15 protein-coding genes and 2 pseudogenes are annotated in these 19,378 nt (G+C 65.7%); 5 read left to right on the forward strand and 12 right to left on the reverse strand.

Translation table 11 applies throughout. From position 1 onward, the window contains the following. Positions 1-2 precede the first annotated feature (2 nt). Genes AC07XB_RS05230 through AC07XB_RS05245 form a run of 4 tightly spaced genes read right to left on the reverse strand, consistent with a single transcriptional unit; the run spans position 3 to position 4,836 of the window. On the reverse strand, positions 3-1,541 hold the full coding sequence (locus tag AC07XB_RS05230; RefSeq protein ID WP_492811991.1) for a TolC family protein: 1,539 nt from the start codon (positions 1,539-1,541) through the stop codon (positions 3-5). Continuing rightward, the gene (locus tag AC07XB_RS05235; protein WP_492826641.1) at positions 1,528-3,546 is read right to left on the reverse strand and encodes an FUSC family protein; all 2,019 of its coding nucleotides are present in this window, start codon (positions 3,544-3,546) and stop codon (positions 1,528-1,530) included. The genes AC07XB_RS05230 and AC07XB_RS05235 overlap by 14 nt, the downstream gene beginning before the upstream one ends. Next, entirely contained in the window at positions 3,527-4,576 is a 1,050-nt protein-coding gene (mdtN, locus tag AC07XB_RS05240) for a multidrug transporter subunit MdtN (RefSeq protein WP_492826639.1), read from the reverse strand. The genes AC07XB_RS05235 and mdtN overlap by 20 nt, the downstream gene beginning before the upstream one ends. Then, positions 4,573-4,836, reverse strand: a complete 264-nt coding sequence (locus AC07XB_RS05245) for a hypothetical protein (RefSeq protein ID WP_492826637.1) — start codon at positions 4,834-4,836, stop codon at positions 4,573-4,575. The genes mdtN and AC07XB_RS05245 overlap by 4 nt, the downstream gene beginning before the upstream one ends. Positions 4,837-5,152: 316 nt before the next feature. Between AC07XB_RS05245 and AC07XB_RS05250 the strand changes: the two are divergent. Continuing rightward, positions 5,153-5,653 (forward strand): annotated as a pseudogene (locus AC07XB_RS05250) (helix-turn-helix domain-containing protein); the annotation flags it as partial. A gap of 386 nt (positions 5,654-6,039) precedes the next feature. On the opposite strand, the gene AC07XB_RS05255 reads toward AC07XB_RS05250, so the two are convergent. Continuing rightward, positions 6,040-6,555 carry a DUF2867 domain-containing protein gene (locus tag AC07XB_RS05255; protein WP_492807496.1) on the reverse strand — a complete coding sequence of 172 codons (516 nt, stop codon included), beginning with the start codon at positions 6,553-6,555 and terminating at the stop codon, positions 6,040-6,042. 43 nt (positions 6,556-6,598) lie between these two features. Continuing rightward, positions 6,599-6,781, reverse strand: a pseudogene (locus tag AC07XB_RS05260) (lipocalin-like domain-containing protein); the annotation flags it as partial. A 266-nt stretch (positions 6,782-7,047) separates the two neighbouring features. Between AC07XB_RS05260 and AC07XB_RS05265 the strand changes: the two are divergent. From AC07XB_RS05265 to AC07XB_RS05280, 4 genes are all read left to right on the forward strand, one after another. Continuing rightward, complete coding sequence (locus tag AC07XB_RS05265; RefSeq protein WP_492826635.1) at positions 7,048-7,701, forward strand: pyridoxamine 5'-phosphate oxidase family protein; 654 nt, start codon at positions 7,048-7,050, stop codon at positions 7,699-7,701. 384 nt (positions 7,702-8,085) lie between these two features. Then, positions 8,086-10,215, forward strand: coding sequence for a TonB-dependent siderophore receptor (locus tag AC07XB_RS05270; protein ID WP_492807463.1), 2,130 nt, complete (start codon positions 8,086-8,088; stop codon positions 10,213-10,215). A 279-nt stretch (positions 10,216-10,494) separates the two neighbouring features. Beyond that, the gene (locus AC07XB_RS05275) at positions 10,495-10,953 is read left to right on the forward strand and encodes a MarR family winged helix-turn-helix transcriptional regulator (RefSeq protein WP_492826767.1); all 459 of its coding nucleotides are present in this window, start codon (positions 10,495-10,497) and stop codon (positions 10,951-10,953) included. 87 nt (positions 10,954-11,040) lie between these two features. Further along, on the forward strand, positions 11,041-11,607 hold the full coding sequence (locus AC07XB_RS05280) for an isochorismatase family protein (RefSeq protein ID WP_492826633.1): 567 nt from the start codon (positions 11,041-11,043) through the stop codon (positions 11,605-11,607). Between the two features lie 168 nt (positions 11,608-11,775). On the opposite strand, the gene AC07XB_RS05285 is transcribed toward AC07XB_RS05280, so the two are convergent. The 6 genes from AC07XB_RS05285 to AC07XB_RS05310 all read right to left on the reverse strand — a co-directional run bounded on the left by AC07XB_RS05285 (position 11,776) and on the right by AC07XB_RS05310 (position 19,293). After that, on the reverse strand, positions 11,776-12,576 hold the full coding sequence (locus AC07XB_RS05285; protein WP_492375584.1) for an IclR family transcriptional regulator: 801 nt from the start codon (positions 12,574-12,576) through the stop codon (positions 11,776-11,778). Positions 12,577-12,688: 112 nt separating this feature from the next. Next, the gene (locus tag AC07XB_RS05290) at positions 12,689-14,803 is read right to left on the reverse strand and encodes an acetate--CoA ligase family protein (protein WP_492826631.1); all 2,115 of its coding nucleotides are present in this window, start codon (positions 14,801-14,803) and stop codon (positions 12,689-12,691) included. Between the two features lie 4 nt (positions 14,804-14,807). Continuing rightward, positions 14,808-15,608 carry an enoyl-CoA hydratase/isomerase family protein gene (locus AC07XB_RS05295; RefSeq protein ID WP_267601856.1) on the reverse strand — a complete coding sequence of 267 codons (801 nt, stop codon included), beginning with the start codon at positions 15,606-15,608 and terminating at the stop codon, positions 14,808-14,810. 98 nt (positions 15,609-15,706) lie between these two features. After that, complete coding sequence (locus tag AC07XB_RS05300; RefSeq protein ID WP_492826629.1) at positions 15,707-16,705, reverse strand: tripartite tricarboxylate transporter substrate binding protein; 999 nt, start codon at positions 16,703-16,705, stop codon at positions 15,707-15,709. Positions 16,706-16,886: 181 nt separating this feature from the next. Next, positions 16,887-17,552 carry a class I SAM-dependent methyltransferase gene (locus tag AC07XB_RS05305; RefSeq protein ID WP_492826627.1) on the reverse strand — a complete coding sequence of 222 codons (666 nt, stop codon included), beginning with the start codon at positions 17,550-17,552 and terminating at the stop codon, positions 16,887-16,889. 115 nt (positions 17,553-17,667) lie between these two features. Next, entirely contained in the window at positions 17,668-19,293 is a 1,626-nt protein-coding gene (locus tag AC07XB_RS05310; protein WP_492375580.1) for a histidine kinase N-terminal 7TM domain-containing protein, read from the reverse strand. Positions 19,294-19,378: the final 85 nt, after the last annotated feature.

A 19,378-nucleotide genomic window follows, 5' to 3' on the forward strand; every position in this document is an offset into this window, starting at 1 on the left:
GCTCAACGCATCGAGCCGATCGCCCCGGTCGCAAGCGCCAGCGTGGCGGCGGCGGCCAGCGCGCCGCTATACGCGTCGGTCGACGCGTTCCATGCCAGCAGCAACTGGGTCTGCGCCAGGTTGGCTTCGGTTACCGATCCCACGCCCTTGCTATATGCAGCAAAGGCCGCGTTGTAGGTGACCTGGGCGGCGTCGGCCAGCGCCTTGGCCGCGTCGTACGCCGCCAGGCTCGATTCGAGCGCGCTCTGGCTGACCACCACTTGCCGTACCGATTCTTCCTTGGCGCGCGTCAGCCGGGCCGATGCGCTGTCGACGTCATTGCGCGACTGCGCGACCACCGCCGAGCGCACCCCGCCGTCGTAAATGGGCACGGTAACGCCAAGGAATACGCTAGCGCCGTAGCGATAGCCGTTGAGGTTCAGCGTCGGCGGCTGCTGGCCGATTGGCGGAATCGCCGAGATGGACGATCCACCCGACGCATATGACGTGTACGCGGACAGGAACACCTTGGGCAGGAACGCCGCCTCGGCCGCCTTGACCTTGGCCTGGCTGGCACGCTCGACCGCGTAGGCGCTCAGCACGTCGGGCCGCTGCGCGATCGCGCTTTCCACGATCTGCTCGATGGAGCCGCGCAAGGCGGGCGACAAGGGCCGCACGGGCATTTCGGCGATGCGTGGTTTGGACAACGGCGAGATACCGATGGCCGTGAGCAGGGCCAGATACGCGTCGGTCTCGGCGCCCTGTGCTTGCACCATCGCAAGGTTGGTCTGCGCACGGTTCTGGGTGGCCTGCGCCACCTCCACGACCGTGCCGATGCCGCGCTGGTAGCGGGCTTTGGCGGCCGCGAGCACGGCATCGGCGTTGGTCATGGCCTGCTGCACCGTGCCGCCGCGCGACCGGGCAGCCTGATAGCGGTAGAACGCCACGCTGACATCGTGCACGATGCGCTGGTGAACAGCCGTGAACGCAATATTGACGGCGATCGAAGTTTGCTCCGCGGCATCGACAATCCCCGCACGTTCACCGAAATCGAACAGCAGCCATTGCAGCGACAGTACCGACACCGCGCCGTGGGTGGATGTGTTGGTGCCGGCCGATCCCAGGGGCGTGCTGGTGGAAAGATGCCCGTTCTGGTAGCCGCCCATGGCCGCGGCCGAGATGTGCGGCAGGTAGCTGGCCTTGGCGATGCCTGCGGCCAGCGCCGCATTGCGTGCGTCGTTCCACGCGATGCGCGTCAGCGGGTTGGCGGACTCGGCCATGTCGATCAGTTCCGGCAGCGAGTAAGCGTGCGCCGGATCGAGCGCGGGCGGCGGTGCGATCGACGCCAGCGCTGAATTGGCGGGTAGCGTGTAGTCGGAAGGCCCTGGCGCGGGTGCGGCCCTGGCCGCGGCGCCGGGCACGATTTCTCCGGATGCCGTGGTGGCGGGCTGCCACGGCCGATCGGCTTGCACAGGCGCGAGATTCAGCGACGACGTGGCACAACCGGCCAGCGTCGCGGCAATCAGCGATAGCGGAATCACCAGCGAATCACGTTTGCGCATGGATTGGGGAAGGGTGGGCCGCCTGCGCGGCGTCGGCAACGGAGGCGGTCAGGCGTTTGTCGATGAGAGCCAGCAAGGCGTCGCGGGCTGGGCCGTCGTGACCGGCGGCGTCAGTGGCCTCAGTGGCGTGGGTGGTATCGGTGGGCTGCACTGGCTGCGGCGCCGTATCGTGCGCCCGCAGCGTGCGAAGCCGCTGCACGAGGTCAGGGTCGCCCGGGAACCGCTCGGCGAACAGGAACGCCGGACCGGCAATCGCGTCGAGCGAGCGCAGGCGCCGCTGGCGGTCTTCGACCCACTCGGGTGCCGGGCCCACGGGCGCAGGCTCGTAGTGCGCGAGGATCAGGTCCTGCGCAATATCGCCCTGCAAGGCCAGCGCGGCCGTGGCATGCCCGCGCCGGTCGTCGGGCCGCCTGGCATGCGCCAGTTGCTGCCATTGCTCGACCAGCCGGCCCAGCGCCGCTTCGATGCGCGCGGCAATGCTGACCGGCCAGATGCGCGTGAAGACCAGGTAGACCATCAGGTTGCCAAGCATGATGCCGATGACCCGGTCACGCGCGATGGTCAGGTCAAAGCCTGGGCCTGCGCCCTGGATGACACACAGGTAGAACGCGAACGCGATCTGGAAGCCAGCGTAGGCGATGCGCGCAGAGCCTTGCGCAACCCAGGCCGATATCCACGAGCCCGCGAAGACGAGCAACATGAGTGCGCCCACCGACGACAGCGAAGGCACGACATAGACGAGGGCGGCCGTGCCGATGACCGCGCCGGCCAGGCAGCCGGCCAGCCGCAGCGCGAGCTTCTCCACGGTCTCCGCGGCGGTCCCGAGCGACACGAGATAACACGTGATGAAGCAGGTATGAATGCCTGGCCAGTTGAGCTGCTGATAGAGCAGGTAGCAGAACATGGCCGCTCCGGTGGTCTTGAGCGCGTAGTGGATGTGGTCGCGATTGCTAAAGGCATCTGCGTCGAGGAAGCCGCCACGGCGGGTTGCGGGCGTCGGGGCTGTCGCTGTGTCCGTCGCCGTGTCCGCTTCAGGGGGCTCGGCAAAGCCGTTGATGGCCGAGTGCAGTTCCCTGGCAACCGCCGCCTGCGCCGGCGCAAGCTGGCTGGAGTCCGGTGGGCTCAGCCCGATCTCCACGGGATAGCCGCCCGCATCGAGCATGCGCGCCATCGCGTCAAGCGTGTCGGCGATCGGATCGGCAACCGGGGCGGGCAGGGGTGCGCCCGGCTGCCGGCAGGCGACATCGACCGCCAGCAGGATCGCCATGGTTGACGCCGCGGCATGACGTAGCGCGGCTACGTCGCTGGCCTTGGCCGAGCCTTCGATCCTTGCCAGCTTCAGCCAGCCCGCCACCGGCTGAACGCCGGCGTGCAAGGCTGCGTGCAGCGCGGCGCCGTCCGGTGGCGGATCGCGCAGGCAGGCCGCCGCCACGCGCAGGCAATGGGCCAGCCGGTCGCAGGCCAGCCGGCGCGGCGCCGCCCCCAGCACCAGGTTGACCACCACGTTCACGCCGATCGGAATTGCCACCATCAGCCAGGCATAGAGCAGGGCGCGCGTGGCGATCTCGCCGCCGGGCACCAGGCCGAGTTCGTCGAGCCCGAACCCGATGATCATGGCGATGATGGCGCCCACCGGGCGCAGCTTGCTGGCTGAGGTCAGGAAGAGCAGGGCGGCCGACAGCACGGCCATGCACACCACCCGGCGCAGTGGGTCATCGACGCTGAAATCGGCCAGCAGCATCACAAGTCCGATGATGATGCTGACCAGCACCAGCGCCGCCACGCTCATCACGATGCTGGTGGTGCGATCCGCCCGGTTGATGAAAAAGACGATATAGGCGGAGATGGCCGCCTCCGGCGTGCCATAGATGCTGGTGACGAGCACCGTCAGCGTGCAAGCCACGGCAATGCGCGCGGTGGCCGATGCGCGGCCCGGAAACGGTGCCAGCAGGGCGCCGAGATCGGCCAGCCCGAGACGCAACTTGTCAGCGGCAGGCTGCGCCATGCCGGATCTCGACGGTTGCACTCGCGCCCACCCGGGCCAGCGTTTCCGGCGGTTCTTCCAGCTTGATCCGTACCGGGAATCGCCTGGCCACATGCACCCAGTTCACCGACGGCTGGACATAGGGCAGGGAACGCGGCAGGTTCAGGCGCTCGGTATCGGTGATGCCAATGCCAATGCCCTCGACCTTGCCGCGCATGGCATGGCTGCGGTCGATCATCGAATAGACCGTGGCGCAATCGCCCAGCCGGATATCGGCAAGCTGGGTTTCACGGAAATTGGCGACGGCGAACCATTCGCCGGTATGCACTAGCAGGAAGAGGGACTGATTGGGAATCACCACTTCGCCGGACAACACGGTCAGGCCACTCACGCGGCCGTCATGCGGGGCGCGAACCACGGTGTCGTCCAGTGCCCGCTGGGCGATGGCCAGAGCCGCCTCGCGCGCTCGCACGGTCGCCGTGGCGTCGTCTTCCGTGCCCACCGCCTTTGCCGTCGCGGCACGCTGCACATTGGCCTGTTTCAGCGATACCGCCGCGTCGCGCTGCGCCACCTCGGCCTGGTCGAGCTGCTGCTTCGGCACGTAGCCATCCGCGGCCAACGGGCGCAGACGCTCCACGGTGCGCGCGGTCAGCGCGTAGTTCTGCTCGGTACGCGCGGTCTGCTCCGAGGCAATCGCCGCGTTGGCGTGTTCGGTGGCAATCGTGCGTCTGCGCGTGCCCAGCGCAGCCTGCGCCAGTTCCAGATCGGCAGTCGCCTGGGCCACGGCTAGCCGGTATGGCACAGGATCGATCTCGAACAGCACGTCGCCCTTGGCCACGTGCTGGTTCTCGCTGACGAGGATCCTCGCGATCCTCCCGCCCACGGGCGAGGCCACATGCACCATGTCGGCATCGAGCCCGGCATCGTCGGAAGACGGAAACCGCACGGTGCGATGCCAAGCATAGATGGAGAGCAGGATGGCCAGAACAACGATCGCCAGGGTGATCAATTTCCCGCGCAGCGGGCTTTTGCGGACGCCGGCCATTTTCATAGGATGTGTCCCGTAGCCGATAGCCAGACGATTTCAGCGACCATCAGGCCGATTGCCGTGTTCACCAGCAGCGGGAAGCCGACGATATCAGCCCAGCCGGCCAGGATAAACAGCCGCCAGGAAATGATGGCGCCCACGATGCCGATCAGGGCGCTCAAGAGCCAAAGCGGAAAATAGGCGCCAAACAGGCTGAAGGACGGAGCGCCGGCGCAACCATAGAGCGAAGCGGCCAACGCGACAAGCACAAGCGAGCGTGCCATGGGATCTGGGGCAGGAATGGTTCACGCAATATAGCAGCGAGTATTCGCGATTGTCCAAGGGACAAGGAAAATGGTCAACGCCGGGCTGACGCTGCGCGGCGCTGCTTGGGGGCCAGGGATGGGCAGGATGGACGTTCAGGCGGTCAGTATCTCAGGCGTGGATTTAGAATATTCATGATTTAACATAAGCCTAATTATGCGCGCATAGGGTGTTACGGCTAAATAGTAATGTCGTACTAGAGCCAAATAGAAATGTCGTACCTGTAGGCTAACGCGAGCATGCTGGCGCTCTATCCGCCTGGATCGGAGTCCAGCCATGCCGAAGCCCGAGATGGTGACCATGTCGATGCGTGAACTGGACCGGTTCAAGGTGATTCAGGCCGTCGTTGAGCACGGGCTGATGGTTTGGCGCGCGGCCGAGAAGCTGGGACTGTCCCCGCGCCAGGTGGAACGCCTGGTGATCCGGTATCGCGAAGACGGTCCAAGCGGCCTAGGTTCGCGTAAGCGCGGTCACGACAGCAACCGGCAGTTGCCTCCTGGGCTGGAAGCGCGGGCCCGCGGGCTGATTCGCGACACCTATGCCGACTTCGGTCCAACCCTGGCCTGCGAGAAGCTGCGTGAACGCCATGGCATCGTGCTGGCCAAGGAGACCGTGCGCCGCCTCATGATCGACGCGGGTTTCTGGGTGCCGCGCCGGCTGTGCCCGCCCAAGGTTCACCAGCCAAGGAATCGGCGCGCCTGTTTGGGCGAATTGATCCAGATCGATGGCAGCGATCACGCCTGGTTCGAAGATCGCTCGTCGCCTTGCACGTTGCTGGGCGAGCCGCCGCGGCCGCACAACCCGCCGCTGCACGTGAAGCGGCAGCGGCTGATCAACCGGCTGGACCTGGAGCGGGCGATCAAGGGCACGCCCATGCCGTAGTTTGGTTCCTTGCCGCCCGGTAGTGGACGCGGGACGGGACAGTCTCCAAGGGCGGCTACCGACGTTCGTCCTTCCGAAGAGCGGACATCGGGCCGAAACAAGAGTCGAGTCGCAGGCAACATTGGGGCGGCGCCGCAAAGCCAATTCCTGTTTGGCTTCGCACACTCAAAGAGGGGGACGGTTCAGTTCAACCCATCGCCGCACGGTGGGTCTCTCCCACTGACATGCAGCGTAGTCCATTAACCTTGTTGGTACCGGATCGTCGGCAAGCGCAGACCAGTTCAGACAGCACGGCTTGCCGCCTGTTCCAGACTAGCCCGCGCGATTACACGGTGGAACGGTGTGATTACCGCGAGGTACGTCCGTCCCAGCAAGTTATGGCAATGCACTACGGTCACCAGGACGAGCTCCCTGCCGCCTGCCGCACCCGTGCGCAGCTGGATCGCGAGCCGGAAGTCGAGATGCCGATCGTCCTCGCCCATCACCAGTTCCCCCGCACTCTTCGACCGCAGTGGAAAGAAACCGATCACCGGCCCTCGCGCCGCCGCAGCAATACCGACCGCACGAGACGATTTGACGCCGACTGTCGCCATAATCGTGTCCCGTACCCGCGTCAGCGCACGAATCCACCACGCCTGCCGCTCGAATCCAGCGCGCGCTAACACTTCGAGATCGTCGCTGGCCCCCGCCGGCAACTGAACCGCATACGCATCCAGCAGGTCCGCGCTCCTATAAAGCGGCGCCAGGATGCTGTCGGATGGCATGGGTATCGCATGAGCTTTTTGGGCATTGATCATCAATCAATCTCTCCATGGTTTGGGTTTAGCGCGAGAGCCTGCGCTAGACATTGTTTCTCTGTGCCATCAGCACACCGCGAGCCATTCGCCTCGGGAACGATGGATGGATCTGCCACGCAGTTGTTATCGCTAGGACGCCGCGATCTACTTTGAAGAACCGAACCTGCTCGGTGCCAATCCAGGCTGGATGCCACGCCGTGTCGACCTTGATGATGAGTTTATCCTCATCCTCGACACGACACCAGAATAAGCAATCATTGTCTCGAAAAGGGCCGCCGGATCGCTATTCAGGCGCTCTCTGGATGTGAGTATCGACATCATCCTATCGCGTTCGATGACAATATGACCGAGTGGTTCGACACCGTATGTGTCCGCGCGCTCGCCTGTATCCTCGAACTCGACCTGAATCTAAATAATGGGGATCGGCTGGATCTAGGCAGCGGGATGATGCAAACCTATACTGCCGCACCGTTTATACACGAGGAATGACTGTTGAAAATGCCATCCCCCACTCCCCGCACCCGCACCCGCATACGCCGGCTCCCGGAGCTTGCGCTCTATGAAAAGGCGGCGCTTTATTCGATAATCGATTCAGCTTATGTCTGCCATATTTCTTTTTACGATGGCGAATCCAGTCATGTCATTCCCACTGCGTGCTGGCGCGATGGCGATAGGCTATACGTCCATGGCTCCAATGGCGGGCGCCTTATTCGCCAACTAACCAGTGCCAAAGAGGCAGCGGTAGCCATTACCCACTTGGACGGACTCGTGTTGGCAAAGTCTGCATTTAATCGCGCCATGAATTATCGCTCCGCGATTATTTATGGGCGATTTAATGCTGTAAATGACGAGGCGGAAAAGCGCCGACTGATGGATGTTTTCATGAGGCTGATTGCGCCAGGCCGTGAGGGGGATGCCCGGCCGGGGAGCGCGAAGGAGTTTGCTGCGACGACGATTCTAGGCATCGCGCTCGATGAAGCCGCCGCGAAAGTTCGAACTGGCGGGCCGATTGATGACGAATCAGACCTGGATTTGCCAATTTGGGCCGGTGTCCTGCCGATGGTGACGCTGCCACAGACGCCGATTGCTGCATCGACCAGCATCGGAGCAGAACCAGTGTACGTGAGGCAATGGAAGGCGTCTTAGTCAGCGTGATTGAATGGCATGGGATACCGCTTAGTGGTGTTGATCGGTGGATTCATTGGAAGAGACACGGGGAATGGACCCTTAGCCCTTGTTCCTGTAGTACGCCGCTTAGGCAGTCCGCTGGGGTGCTGCGGAACTCCGGCTTATGACATGCCGGTGGCGAACGAACAGGAACGCTGGCTTGCCGGCATGTCGACCCTGTGGCATGGCGCCGCGGCGCCGGAAAATTCCACACAACGGATGGAGAAGCTCCTTATAATGCAACTTGGTTGCAATAAGGGGTCAATCACGTTGGCCCCCCCGTTGGGACTGGCCGTCTCGCGCCGCGCCACCGCCGAGCCCCCAACGCGCTACCCAGCGCCAGCGCTTTCCTCTGATCCGAACATGCCGATACTTTCTGTCACTCCAGCCGGCCAACGACGGCGTAGTCCTCTCGCCGCACTGGCCGCCGCCACGGCGATCACCGCGCCGCTCGCCGATGCCGAGGAGGCGCCCGCGACGACGCTCCCCGAAGTCTCGGTGGTCAGCACCGCCGACAAGACCTACGCGCCTTCCTCCTCCACCGGCGCGACTCGCACCGAGGCCCCGCTGCGCGAGGTGCCGCAATCCGTGCGTGTGTTGCCGCGCGAGCTGCTCGACGATATCGGCGCCACGCGGCTGGATCAGACCTTCGACTACGCCAGCGGCGTGTCGCGCCAGAACAGCTTCGGCGGCCTGTGGGACAACTACGCGATACGCGGTTTCACCGGCAACGAGAACACCGGCGCTGGCTACCTCGTCAACGGCTTTGCCGCCAACCGCGGCTTCACCGCGCCGCGCGACGCAGCCACCATCGAACGCGTGGAGGTGCTCAAGGGCCCGACCTCCTCGCTGTACGGCAACAGCGAACCCGGCGGCAGCATCAACGTCATCACCAAGCAGCCACAGTTCAAGCCCAGCCAGACCTACGACATGGAGGTCAGCAGCCGTGATGGCTACCGCGTGTCGGCCGACGTCACCGGCACCATCAGCGACAATGTGGCAGGGCGGCTGATCGCCGTGGGCGACCACGAAGGCAGCACGCGCGACTTCGTCAACAGCAAGCGCTACCTGGTGGCGCCGTCGTTCACCTGGACCCTGGGCGCTGACACCATCGTGCAGTACGCAGCCGAGTTCCAGCGCTACACCACCCCGCTGGACCGCGGCGTGGTGGCCATCAACGGGCAGTTGGGCGCCGTACCGCGCTCGCGCTTCCTCGGCGAGCCAAACGATAGCGACATCCGCCTCGACAGCCAGTCGCACCAGTTGAGTGTTGAACATCAGTTCTCGCCGGACTGGAAGGGCCGCCTGGCCGCGGCCTACCGCGGCGGCAGCCTGGTGGGCTACTCCACCGAGGCCAGCGCGCTGTCCGCAGACCAACGTACCCTGAGACGCCAGCGTCGCTATCGCGACTACCAGTCCGACGACGTCTCGCTGCAGGCCGACATGACCGGCAAGTTCACCACCGGCGCGATCGGCCACGAGCTGCTCGTCGGCGTGGACGCCTACCGCTTCGGCAACACCCAGGTGCAGCTGCGCAAGAACCCCAGCGCCAGCGCGCCCTATGCCATCGACATCGACAACCCGGTCTATGGGCAGACCCCACCCACAGTGGCAGCCAACACCGACACCTACGAGCGCCAGACCAATCTCGGCCTCTATGCCCAGGACCAACTGCGGCTGGGCGAACGCTGGCGCCTGCTGGCCGGCGTGCGTTTCGATGCCTACAACCAGTCGCTGGACAACCGCCTGGCCGGCACCAGTGCCAGCCAGCATCAGAGCGCGGTCTCGCCGCGCATCGGCCTCACCTATCTGGCCAGCAACAACGTCTCGCTGTTCGCCAACGCCAGCCGCTCGTTCCGCCCCAATACCGGCACCGATTCCGCCGGCAACCCGTTTTCTCCAGAACACGGGCGGGCTGTCGAGGCCGGCGTGAAGCTCGACAGCGACGACCGCCGTCTCGGCGCCACACTGTCGGTCTTCGAGATCCGCAAGCGCAACGTGCTGACCACCGACTCGCTGGATCCCTCCTACTCGGTGGCCGCCGGCGAGGCGCGCAGCCGCGGCGTGGAACTCGACGCGTCCGGGCAGCTCGGCACGCATTGGCGCGTGACCGGCAACTTTGCCTATACCGACGCCGAAATCACCCAGGACAGCACGCTCGCCGCCGGCACGCCGCTGGCCAACATCCCGCGCACCAGCGGCAGCGTGATGGCGGTGTACGAGGATGCGGCCCCCATCGGCCAGCGCTACGGCGTGGGCGGGGGCATCCGCTATGTCGGCAAGCGCTCCGGCGACTCGCAGAACAGCTTCTCGCTGCCCGCCTACACGCTGGCCGACGTGCTGGGCTATTGGCAATACAGCAAGACGGCACGCGTGACACTCAACGTCGACAACCTGTTCGACAAGACCTACTACGCCAGCTCTTATAGCAGCGTGTGGGTCATGCCCGGCGCCGGCCGTACTGTGCGCCTGGGCCTGCGGCTGAGCTACTGAGGCCTGTTCGCGCGCATGCAGGCACTGAAACGCTGGTGGACCATGACCTCGCCGGCTCACTCGTCCGTTCGCGCCGTTGCCTGCCCTTCTGTCTCACAGTGGCACCCAGGTGCCGCATCCTTCGGTGCCGATGGCAACGTGCGTGCCATTTCCGGCTCGGGGCCCTAGCGTTGGCCGCCGGGCCACTGTTTGGATCTCCCGGCCGTCAATCATGACGGACCTGAGCAAAATAAGAAGGTTACCTTTGTAGTTTTCCTTCGTATCGGCTACATTGGGGGGATGCATTCCAACCACAAACAAGATGATCCGCAGGCTGCCGGCGCGTCCGCGCTGGCAACCGATCTACGTATCGTGATCGGCCAGCTAAGGCGCCGCCTGCGTGAAGAGGTGCATCCGGGCGATCTCACCTGGTCGCAGATGTCGGTTCTTGGCCGCCTGGAGCGCGACGGTCCGGCCACTGTGACAACCCTGGCGCGGGCCGAGGGTGTGCGGTCGCAGTCCATGGGCGCCACGGTTGCCGTCCTGGAATCAGCCCGGCTGGTGAGCGGTGCGCCGGATCCGGTCGACGGGCGGCGGACCATCTTGTCGCTCACGGCTGACGCCAGGGAGATGATCCTGGCGACCCGGGCAGCGCGCGAAGACTGGCTGCTCCGTGCCATCCGGACACAGCTGGCGGCGACGGAGCAAGAGGAGCTTGCTGCCGGCATCGCCCTGCTCAAACGGCTGGCCGACTCGTGACGGGGCCCTTTCAAAGCCCCGGCCAGCGCCCCGCTCCGGACTCGCCGAAGTCCCTACCTTAGTCCCTATCGACCGTGAGAAAACACCATGCCAGTCACCGTTCTTGATCCGAAAGCCGCTCTCGTTGTCATCGATCTGCAGCAGGGAATCGTCTCGCTTCCCGTCGTGCACCCGGTCGATGAGGTCGTGAAGCAGTCTGCGACCCTTGCCACCGCGTTCCGTGGCCACGGCCTGCCAGTTGTGCTGGTCAATGTTGCCGGCGGCGCCCCCGGCCGTACCGAACAGGGACGCAGGCTTGGCGATCTTCCTGCCGGATGGGACGATCTGGTGCCCGAGTTGAACCGGCAGCCGGCTGACCACACGGTGACAAAGCGGACCTGGGGAGCCTTCACCAATACCGATCTTGAGGCGCAACTGAGAAAGCTGGGTGTGACACAGGTGGTGCTTGCCGGCGTTGCAACCAGCATCGGCGTGGAGTCGACCGCGCGCCAGGCGTATGAGCTTGGGTTCAACGTTGCCCTGGCCGTCGATGCCATGACCGACATGAGCCTGGACGCGCACGCGAACAGCATTGCGCGGATTTTCCCTAGGCTGGGGGAGACTGGCACAACCCGCGAGATCATCGATCTGCTCGAAAAGGGCGGTAGCCGGTGAGAGGCACCTTCCGTTCGCGGGCATCGGCGCCGGCGCGGGCTTTGCCGCTGCGATCGTCGGCGTGCGTTACTTCGCGAAATATCATCGCCTGCGCTTGCGCATCGACGCCGGGCGCCTGCGCTTGAGCTTGGACGAACACTTGCTCAAGCCGAAGGCGTGAGCCGCCTGTTACACGGCCTCGTCGCCCATCGCGCTGCGGATCTGCGCGGCAAGTTTCATCAGGTGTGGCTTGAGAATGCGTGCGGCGCTGGCCGGCGTTGCCTGCGTGGTGGTGCTGACGTTCAGCACGTGGATGGCGTAGCGCTTGAACACCAGTGGCGTGGAGAGCGCGACCACTTCCGGCTGCCAGCTCGCCATGCACCAGCCTTGCTTGCGCACCTGCCCGATGGCTTGCTCGATGTCTTGTGCAAGTGCAGGCCAGTTAGCGCGCAGGCGCCTGCCGAAGCCTTCCAGCAAGGCCTTGGTTTCCTGCTCGGGGGCCGCGGCCAGGTAGGCGCGTCCCAGGGAGGTCAGCTCCATGGGCACACGCTGCCCGGTCACCACGCTGCGCAGCGAAACCTTGCGGCTATAGCGGACGGATTCCAGGTAGACCATCTCGTCGCGGTCGGCCATGGCCAGCCCAACGTTGATGTGCTGGCTTTGCGCGAGCTCGCGCATCAACGGGGCTGCTGCCTGCAGCACGGCAGAGCCGGTGCGCATGGCGTGCGCCAGGCTCAGGACCGGCGGGCCGAGCCGGTAAGCGCGCAGCGTGGCGTCGTACAGGAGGAAGCCGGCCTCGACCAGGCTTTGCGTGAGCCGGCTGACGGTCGAGCGCGGCAGGCCGGTGCGTTCGGCCAGGTCGCCGTTGCCCAGCACTTCCGAGCCCGCGCGAAACGCCCGGAGTATCTCCATGCCGCGCTCGAGCGAGCGATTGGCCGACGTGCTGCTCGCCCTGCCACGCGCCCGCGATAACGCTAGTTCGGGATCCAAGGTCATGCTCCTGGGGAGGACTGATTTCCGGCAGCCGGAATTAAAGCATCGGAGAGGAGTCTGGCATCATTTGGCATGACTATGCCAGACTCCCCTGCCCGGCTCCCTGCCATCAGCCCGCCAGCACAACCACGCCATCTGCCGCCCGCACGCCTTGCGATGCCGGCAGCACGAAGACCGGGTTGATCTCTGCCTCCACCAACTGCTCGCCCAGCGCTGCCGCCATGCCGGAAAACGCCACAATGGCATCGGCCAGCGCCGCAACGTCGGCCTTGGGCCGCCCGCGGAAGCCGTCCAGCAGCGGCCAGGTTTTCAGTTCCTGGATCATGCCAAGTGCTTCGGTGTGCGACAGCCCGCCGGCCGGCGGCAGCATGCGCATGGTGGTGTCCTTGAACAGCTCCGCGGTCACGCCGCCCATGCCAAGCAGGATCGCGGTGCCGAGCGCGTCGCGGTGCATGCCAAGGATCATCTCCACGCCGCCGGTGACCATCTCCTGGACGAGGAAGCGCTGGGGCACCACGCCGGTATGCGTGCGCACGTCGTCGGCCATCGCCGACAACCGCGCCGCTATGTCTTGCGGCGTCAGGTTGACGGCGACGCCGCCCACATCGCTCTTGTGCGTGATCTCGGCGCTGAGGATCTTAAGGACCACGCGGGCACCGAGGGCCTTGGCGGCGTCGCTGGCTTCTTGCCCATTGCGTACGATGCGCTCGCGCACCGACGGGATGCCAAAGCGCGCGAAGAGCTGCTTTGCCGCTGCCTCATCCAGCGCGCCGCGCGGCAGCTCCCCGGCGACGCGGGCTGCCGCCGGGGCCGGGACGTCAGGCGTCTCGCGCCATTGCCCTGCACGCAGCATGGCGCTTAGCGCGGCCGTACAGCTCTCGGGCGCGCTGAATGCTGGCACGCCGCGCGCGGTCAGCAGGCTGGCCACCTGCGGCGCATGCGGGCTGACGAAGGCCACCACCGGCTTGTCGCTGGTGGGCAGGCAATCCTGGATCGCGCCTGCCATCAGGTCTGGCATGGCCAGGCCGGACGACCCGACGATGATGGCAACGGCGTCATAGCTCGGGCTATCCAGCAGCGCCCGGATTGCGCCGCGCAGCAGGTCCGGCTGCAGGCCTGCCAGGGTGACATCGATGGGGTTGCGATCCAGTGCCGCGTGATCGCCCTGCTGCAGCGAGCGCAGCCGTTGCGCGGTGGCTTCATCCGGCGCGGGCGTCTCGAAGCCGGACAACCCGAGGCTGTCCGAAACCAGCGTGCCGGCGCCGCCAGTCGAGGTCAGGATGGCAACCCGGTTGCCGCGCAGCGCCCTGCCGGTGGCGAGCGCGGCGGGCATGTCGAGCAGGTCCGCGAAAGTTTGCGCGCGGATCACGCCGGCTTGCCGGAACAGCGCGTCGTACATCCGGTCCGCGCCGGCCAGCGCGCCCGTGTGCGACACCGCGGCGCGTGCCCCCGCCTCGGAGCGGCCGATCTTGAACGCGACCACCGGCTTGCCTGCCCTGGCCGCTTTCAGCGCGGCGGCACGGAATCGGTCGGGATGGCGCACGCTTTCCACATACAGCGCAATCACGCGGGTGGCCTCATCATCCGCCAGGTAGTCGACGAAATCCGCCAGGTCGAGGTCCACTTCATTGCTGGTGGAAACCAGCTTGGAAAGCCCGATGCCGCGCGCGGCGGCGCGCGAGAGCAAAGCGCCAAGAATGCCGCCGCTCTGCGAGACCACGCCGATGTTGCCGACGGGGAAATGATCCATCTCCAGCGCCCCGCTGGCGGAGAGCGGGATATTGTCGGTGAGGTTGACCAGGCCGATGGTGTTGGGGCCGAGCAGGCGCATGGCGCCGGCTGCCTCGATCAGCTCCGCCTGGCGGCGCGCGCCTTCGGCGCCCGTCTCCGAGTAGCCGCTGGCCAGCACGATGGCGGCGCCGGTGCCGAGCGCGGCCAGTTCGCGCACGGCCAGGTGGGCGCGCTGCGCGCCTAGCAGGACGATGCCCACATCCGGCACTTCCGGCAACGTGTCGATATCCGCATAGCAGCGGATGCCGTCAATCTCGCCCACCTTCGGGTTGACCGGGTAGATGGCGCCGGCGAAGCCGTGTTTTTTCAGGTAGGCGACCGGGCGCCCGGCGGTCTTGGCCGCATCGGCGGAAGCGCCGATGATGGCGACGCTGCGCGGCTTGACCAGGCGGGCGATGGCGGAGAGTGCGTTTTCTGCGTTATCTGCGTCCATGGTGTCAGGCCTGTTCCTTTCCAGCCATCTTGGCCAGGAATGCCAGCACGGATTCCCGATGCTCGGCGCTGGTGTAGCAGATGCCCTGTGCCTGGCTGCCTTGTGCGAATACCTGCTCGGCCGGCAACTCGAAGGCCTGGTTCAGGATGGACTTGCCCAGCGCCAGGGCAGTCGCGGAGCCCTGGCTCAGTTCCGCCGCCCAGGCCCTGGCACTGGGCAACAGCGCTTCCGGCTCGCTCACGCGATCCGCGATGCCCAGCTGGAGGGCCTCTGCGGCATCGACCTTGCGCCCGCTGAAGATCAGTTCCTTGGCCTTGGACAGCCCGGTGCGGCGCGGCAGGAAGTACATGCCGCCGCCGTCCGGGATCAGGCCACGATGGATGTACGACCAGGCGAAACTGGCGCTTTCCGAGGCCACCACAAAATCGCAGCTCATGGCCATATCGGCACCCAGCCCGGCGGCGGCGCCATTGACCGCGGCAATGGTGGGCTTGGGCATGTTGTGCAGCAGCGCCACGGTATGGTGCACCCGTTGCTGGCGCGACCAGCCGTTGAACGCAACCTCGCCCGCCGGCGCATCCATGCGCCGCTGCATGCCGGCCACATCGCCACCTGCGCAGAAGCCTTTACCGTTGCCGGTGAGCACCAGCGCCCGAATGGTCTTGTCCTGCGTGACATGCTCTAGGGCGGCGATCAGCTCGGTGCGCATATCGTCGGTCATGGCGTTGCGCTTTTCAGGGCGGTTCAGCGTCAGGGTGGCGATCCCGGCGTCGATGTCGAGCGTGATCAGTGAAGTGGTGTTCATGGTGGGTCTCTCTACCTTGTGTTTTGTGCTTCGCGCTTGGTGCTTGGTGCTTGGTGTTCTGTGTATTGCGCGCCGATGCGCAATCGAGGGCTGCCGGATTACTCTGCGGTGATGTTGGCTTGCTTGACCACCCGGCTCCAGCGAACCTCCTCGGCGCGCACATAGCGGCCAAATTCCTCGGGCGTTCCCGCGCTGACTTCCAGGCCCTCGGTTTCGGCACGCTTGCGGAACGCCTCGGTCTGCACCGCCTTCCTGGCGGCGGCGTTCAGGCGGGCAATCACCGCGGCGGGCGTGCCTGCCGGGACGAAGAGCCCGTACCAGCTTTCGGCCACGTAGCCGGGCACGCCGCTTTCCGCGATGGTGGGCACCTTCGCCAGGACAGGGCTTGTCGAGCGCTTGGCCGTGGTCACCGCGATCGCGCGCAGCTTGCCGTTCTCAAGCAACGACCCGACTGCGGAGGCCGTGGCGAACATCACATCCACCTGGCCGCCCAGCAAGTCTGTAATGGCTGGGCCGGCGCCTCGGTAGGGAATGTGATTGAGGTCGACTTTGGCCAGTGACTTGAATAGTTCACCCGCGAGGTGCGCGGAGGTGCCAGGGCCCTGCGATGCAAACGAGATTTTCCCTGGCTTGGCCTTGGCGGCAGCGATCAGGTCCTGCACCGTCTTGTAGGGGCTGTCCGGGCGAACCACCAGCACGTTGGGTGACTGGCCCACCAGCATCACCGGCGCAAATGCCTTGTCGGTGGCATAGGGCAGCTTGGCGTGGATGCTCGGGTTGACTGCGTGCGCAAACGTGGCCATTACCATGGTGTAGCCATCCGGCGCGCTCTTGGCCACCGTGTCGGAGCCGATGATGGTACCGCCACCCGGCTTGTTGTCGATGATCACCGGCTGGCCGAGATCCTGCGACATCGTCACGCCCATGGTCCTGGCGATCAGGTCGGTGCCACCGCCTGGGGCGAAGGGTACGACGAGGCGAATGGGCTTTTCCGGGAAGGCTGCGGCGTTCGCGGCTGGCGCCAGCGCGCCCGTGGCGGCAAGCGCAATGGCCAACGCGGCCAGCGCCCTGTTGAAAAGGGGGAATGAATTAGGCACTTGCGTCTCCGTCTGGGTTTCTTGACGGGACAGGCGCCATGCTTTGCCCTGCCCGTCGTTTATCGATGAACCCAGATTAAGCGCAAATACGGTCGAATACAGCCCTGCATTTCCACGCAGTGGAATTGAGATCCGGTCTCGGCGGGCCTGCTTGGGGCCAGTATGGTCGCCCGCCCGGCCGCTACCGGCATCCCGAAACTACCGTCACGACAAGCGGCCGCGGCAACATGCCGGATGCGTCAAGATGACGTCCCACGTAGTCACGCAGCTCAGCCTCAATGGCTGCGTGGAGCGATGTCGGCACCTCTTCCCACAAGCGCATCGACCGCGCGTGCGCAACCGCATGCTCGATGGAAAGCGACTCCATCGTTTGGATCCGGTCTTCGCGGACCGCGTGAAAGCCGCCGGCGGCTAGCGTCCCGGCAGGCTGGTATTCGGCTTTGGGCCGCGCCTGGCTCAGGGCCACGTGGCGGCCGACGATGTCAACGATGGCCTCGCGGAAATCGCCCGCATCGTTCTTGTTGACGACGACGAAGGCCGCGCCTGGCATCAATACGCGGCGGATGTTGCGCACTGATGCATCGTCCGAGAACCAGTGGAACGCGCCGAAGGCGGTAGCCCCGCTGAATGCCGCGTCGGCAAAATCCAGGCGATCGGCGCCCATTACGTGGTACGCGCCCGCCTGCCCCAGCCGGCGCGCCTCGTCGATCATGTCGGGGTCAACGTCGATCCCGACCGGGCGAAAACCGCACGCGGTCAGTTGCCGGGTGGCGATGCCCGTGCCGCATCCGATGTCGAGGATGGCTTGCGTCTGTGCCGCCGCCAGAATATCTGCGACCTTGTCCATCACAGCCGTGCTGTAGGACTGGCGTGCCTGGCTGTAGATGGCTGCGGATTCGCCGAATGACATGAGCGGGGTACTCCTGAGAGGATGGCCGGTCAGGCCAATCCATGAAAGACGTTCAGCCCGGGTACACAGGCGACGCCACCGGGTCGTGCATCATGAAGCGGTCACGGCCGTTGCGCTTGGCCTCGTACATGGCAGCGTCGGCCTTTTCGAGCAGGAATTCCAGCGATGGCGACGCCGGGATTTCGCAAACCGCGCCAACGCTGATGGTGACGCAAGGGTGTTCTGGCCAGCCGCCATGCGGCAGCGCCAGCGAGCGCACGGCATTAAGCAGGCGCAGGCCAACTTCCCGTGTATTGGCTGGCGTGATCGCTGGCAGCACGATGGCGAACTCTTCGCCGCCAACGCGGGCGCAGAAGTCGCCGGGGCCGTTGCGCATGGCTTCGCCGATGGCGGCGGCAACGCGGCGCAGGCATTCGTCGCCATGCACATGGCCGTGGAGATCGTTGTACTGCTTGAAGTAATCGACGTCGATGATCAGCAGGCCGACGGGAATGCCGCGCTCAAACGCGTCGGCTATCGCGGCGGCGGCCTCGCGCTGGAAGTAGCGCCGGTTGCGCGCGCCGGTGAGCGCATCGCGATACAGGTCCGCCTCGATGCGTGAGAGCTTTTCCTCGGTCTCGCCGAGCCGCACCGCCAGGCTGGAGTTTTCCACCGTCAACGCGTGCTCACGCGAGCGAAAGCGCGTGACATCGCGCAGGAACACAATGATTCCGACCGGCTGCCGGTTCAGGTTGCGCACCGAATCCACGGTGAGCTCGTAGTCGACACGCTCCTCCGAAATCAGGTGCGAGCCGCCGCTGCCAGGCGCGCCGCTGCGGCTGGCAGCGATCGCGTCCCGCCAGGCCGGCGGAAACGCGCTGCCCCGCTCCACCTCCACCAGCAGGCGCCGCGCGGCAGGGTTGAAGTCGACGATGATGTCGTTGGCATTCACGATCACGCAGCCTTCTTGCAAGGCATCGAAGACCCTGAGCCTGGCGTAGTGGCCAACGTCATCCAGGTGCCTGCGCAGCGCGCATACCCACACCAGCACCGCCGTCACCGCGAAGGTGGCGGGGGTCAGGTCGCCGCCTAGCGGCCCCGTCCATCCGCGCAAGTACGCGATATTGGCCACCAGCGGCAACGCCAGGCCGCCCGCAAGCACCGCCCTTCCCCCGCGGGTCAGGCTGCTGCTTGGCACCCGGGCCGTCAGCAGGAAGTAAACGCTGATCAGCAACAGCAGGTAGGTGTAGGCAGCCGCCGCGGCGTATCCCGGGCCATGGCCGAAGACGGCGCCCGGTGGCGCGCCCCCCGGCACCAGCTGGATCGACGTCCAGATCAGGTGATGCCGTTCGTTGGTAAAGACCAGGGCCAGCGTCACGATATTGATGACGATGGGCAGCGAGAGCAGCGACCAAGGGATGACGAATCTTGGCCGGCTGAGCTGGACGATGGCGCAGAGCCAGCCGATGGGCACGGCGACAATGCCGACATATTGCACCTTGGCCCACAGGATGCGGGTTTCCAGGTCGACGGAGTTCAACTCGAGCAGGCGGCCACCGCTCCATAGCGCGCTCCCCAGGGCCAGCGCCAGGAAGGCCTTGACGATGGGATCGTCCCGCCGCGTCCAGGTTGCGACGGCAACCGTCAGACTTCCGACGACCGCAAAGGTGAGGCAGAGGACAAGGGGGTACGAAGGCATTCGGCCGGTTCCAGGACACGCCCGCCGGCAGCGCCAGCGGTGGATTCTCCGGTCGGATTATAAGGCGGCGCGGCGGGGCCGATCC

Source organism: Cupriavidus sp. GW821-FHT02F09 (assembly GCF_059421605.1).

What these genes read in the sequence shown, in the direction of transcription:
- AC07XB_RS05230 (WP_492811991.1), bottom strand. Translation starts at nt 1,541, where the DNA reads ATGCGCAAACGTGATTCGCTGGTGATTCCGCTATCGCTGATTGCCGCG.
- AC07XB_RS05235 (WP_492826641.1), bottom strand. Translation starts at nt 3,546, where the DNA reads ATGGCGCAGCCTGCCGCTGACAAGTTGCGTCTCGGGCTGGCCGATCTC.
- mdtN (WP_492826639.1), bottom strand. Translation starts at nt 4,576, where the DNA reads ATGAAAATGGCCGGCGTCCGCAAAAGCCCGCTGCGCGGGAAATTGATC.
- AC07XB_RS05245 (WP_492826637.1), bottom strand. Translation starts at nt 4,836, where the DNA reads ATGGCACGCTCGCTTGTGCTTGTCGCGTTGGCCGCTTCGCTCTATGGT.
- AC07XB_RS05255 (WP_492807496.1), bottom strand. Translation starts at nt 6,555, where the DNA reads ATGATCAATGCCCAAAAAGCTCATGCGATACCCATGCCATCCGACAGC.
- AC07XB_RS05270 (WP_492807463.1), top strand. Translation starts at nt 8,086, where the DNA reads ATGCCGATACTTTCTGTCACTCCAGCCGGCCAACGACGGCGTAGTCCT.
- AC07XB_RS05275 (WP_492826767.1), top strand. Translation starts at nt 10,495, where the DNA reads ATGCATTCCAACCACAAACAAGATGATCCGCAGGCTGCCGGCGCGTCC.
- AC07XB_RS05280 (WP_492826633.1), top strand. Translation starts at nt 11,041, where the DNA reads ATGCCAGTCACCGTTCTTGATCCGAAAGCCGCTCTCGTTGTCATCGAT.
- AC07XB_RS05290 (WP_492826631.1), bottom strand. Translation starts at nt 14,803, where the DNA reads ATGGACGCAGATAACGCAGAAAACGCACTCTCCGCCATCGCCCGCCTG.
- AC07XB_RS05295 (WP_267601856.1), bottom strand. Translation starts at nt 15,608, where the DNA reads ATGAACACCACTTCACTGATCACGCTCGACATCGACGCCGGGATCGCC.
- AC07XB_RS05305 (WP_492826627.1), bottom strand. Translation starts at nt 17,552, where the DNA reads ATGGACAAGGTCGCAGATATTCTGGCGGCGGCACAGACGCAAGCCATC.
- AC07XB_RS05310 (WP_492375580.1), bottom strand. Translation starts at nt 19,293, where the DNA reads ATGCCTTCGTACCCCCTTGTCCTCTGCCTCACCTTTGCGGTCGTCGGA.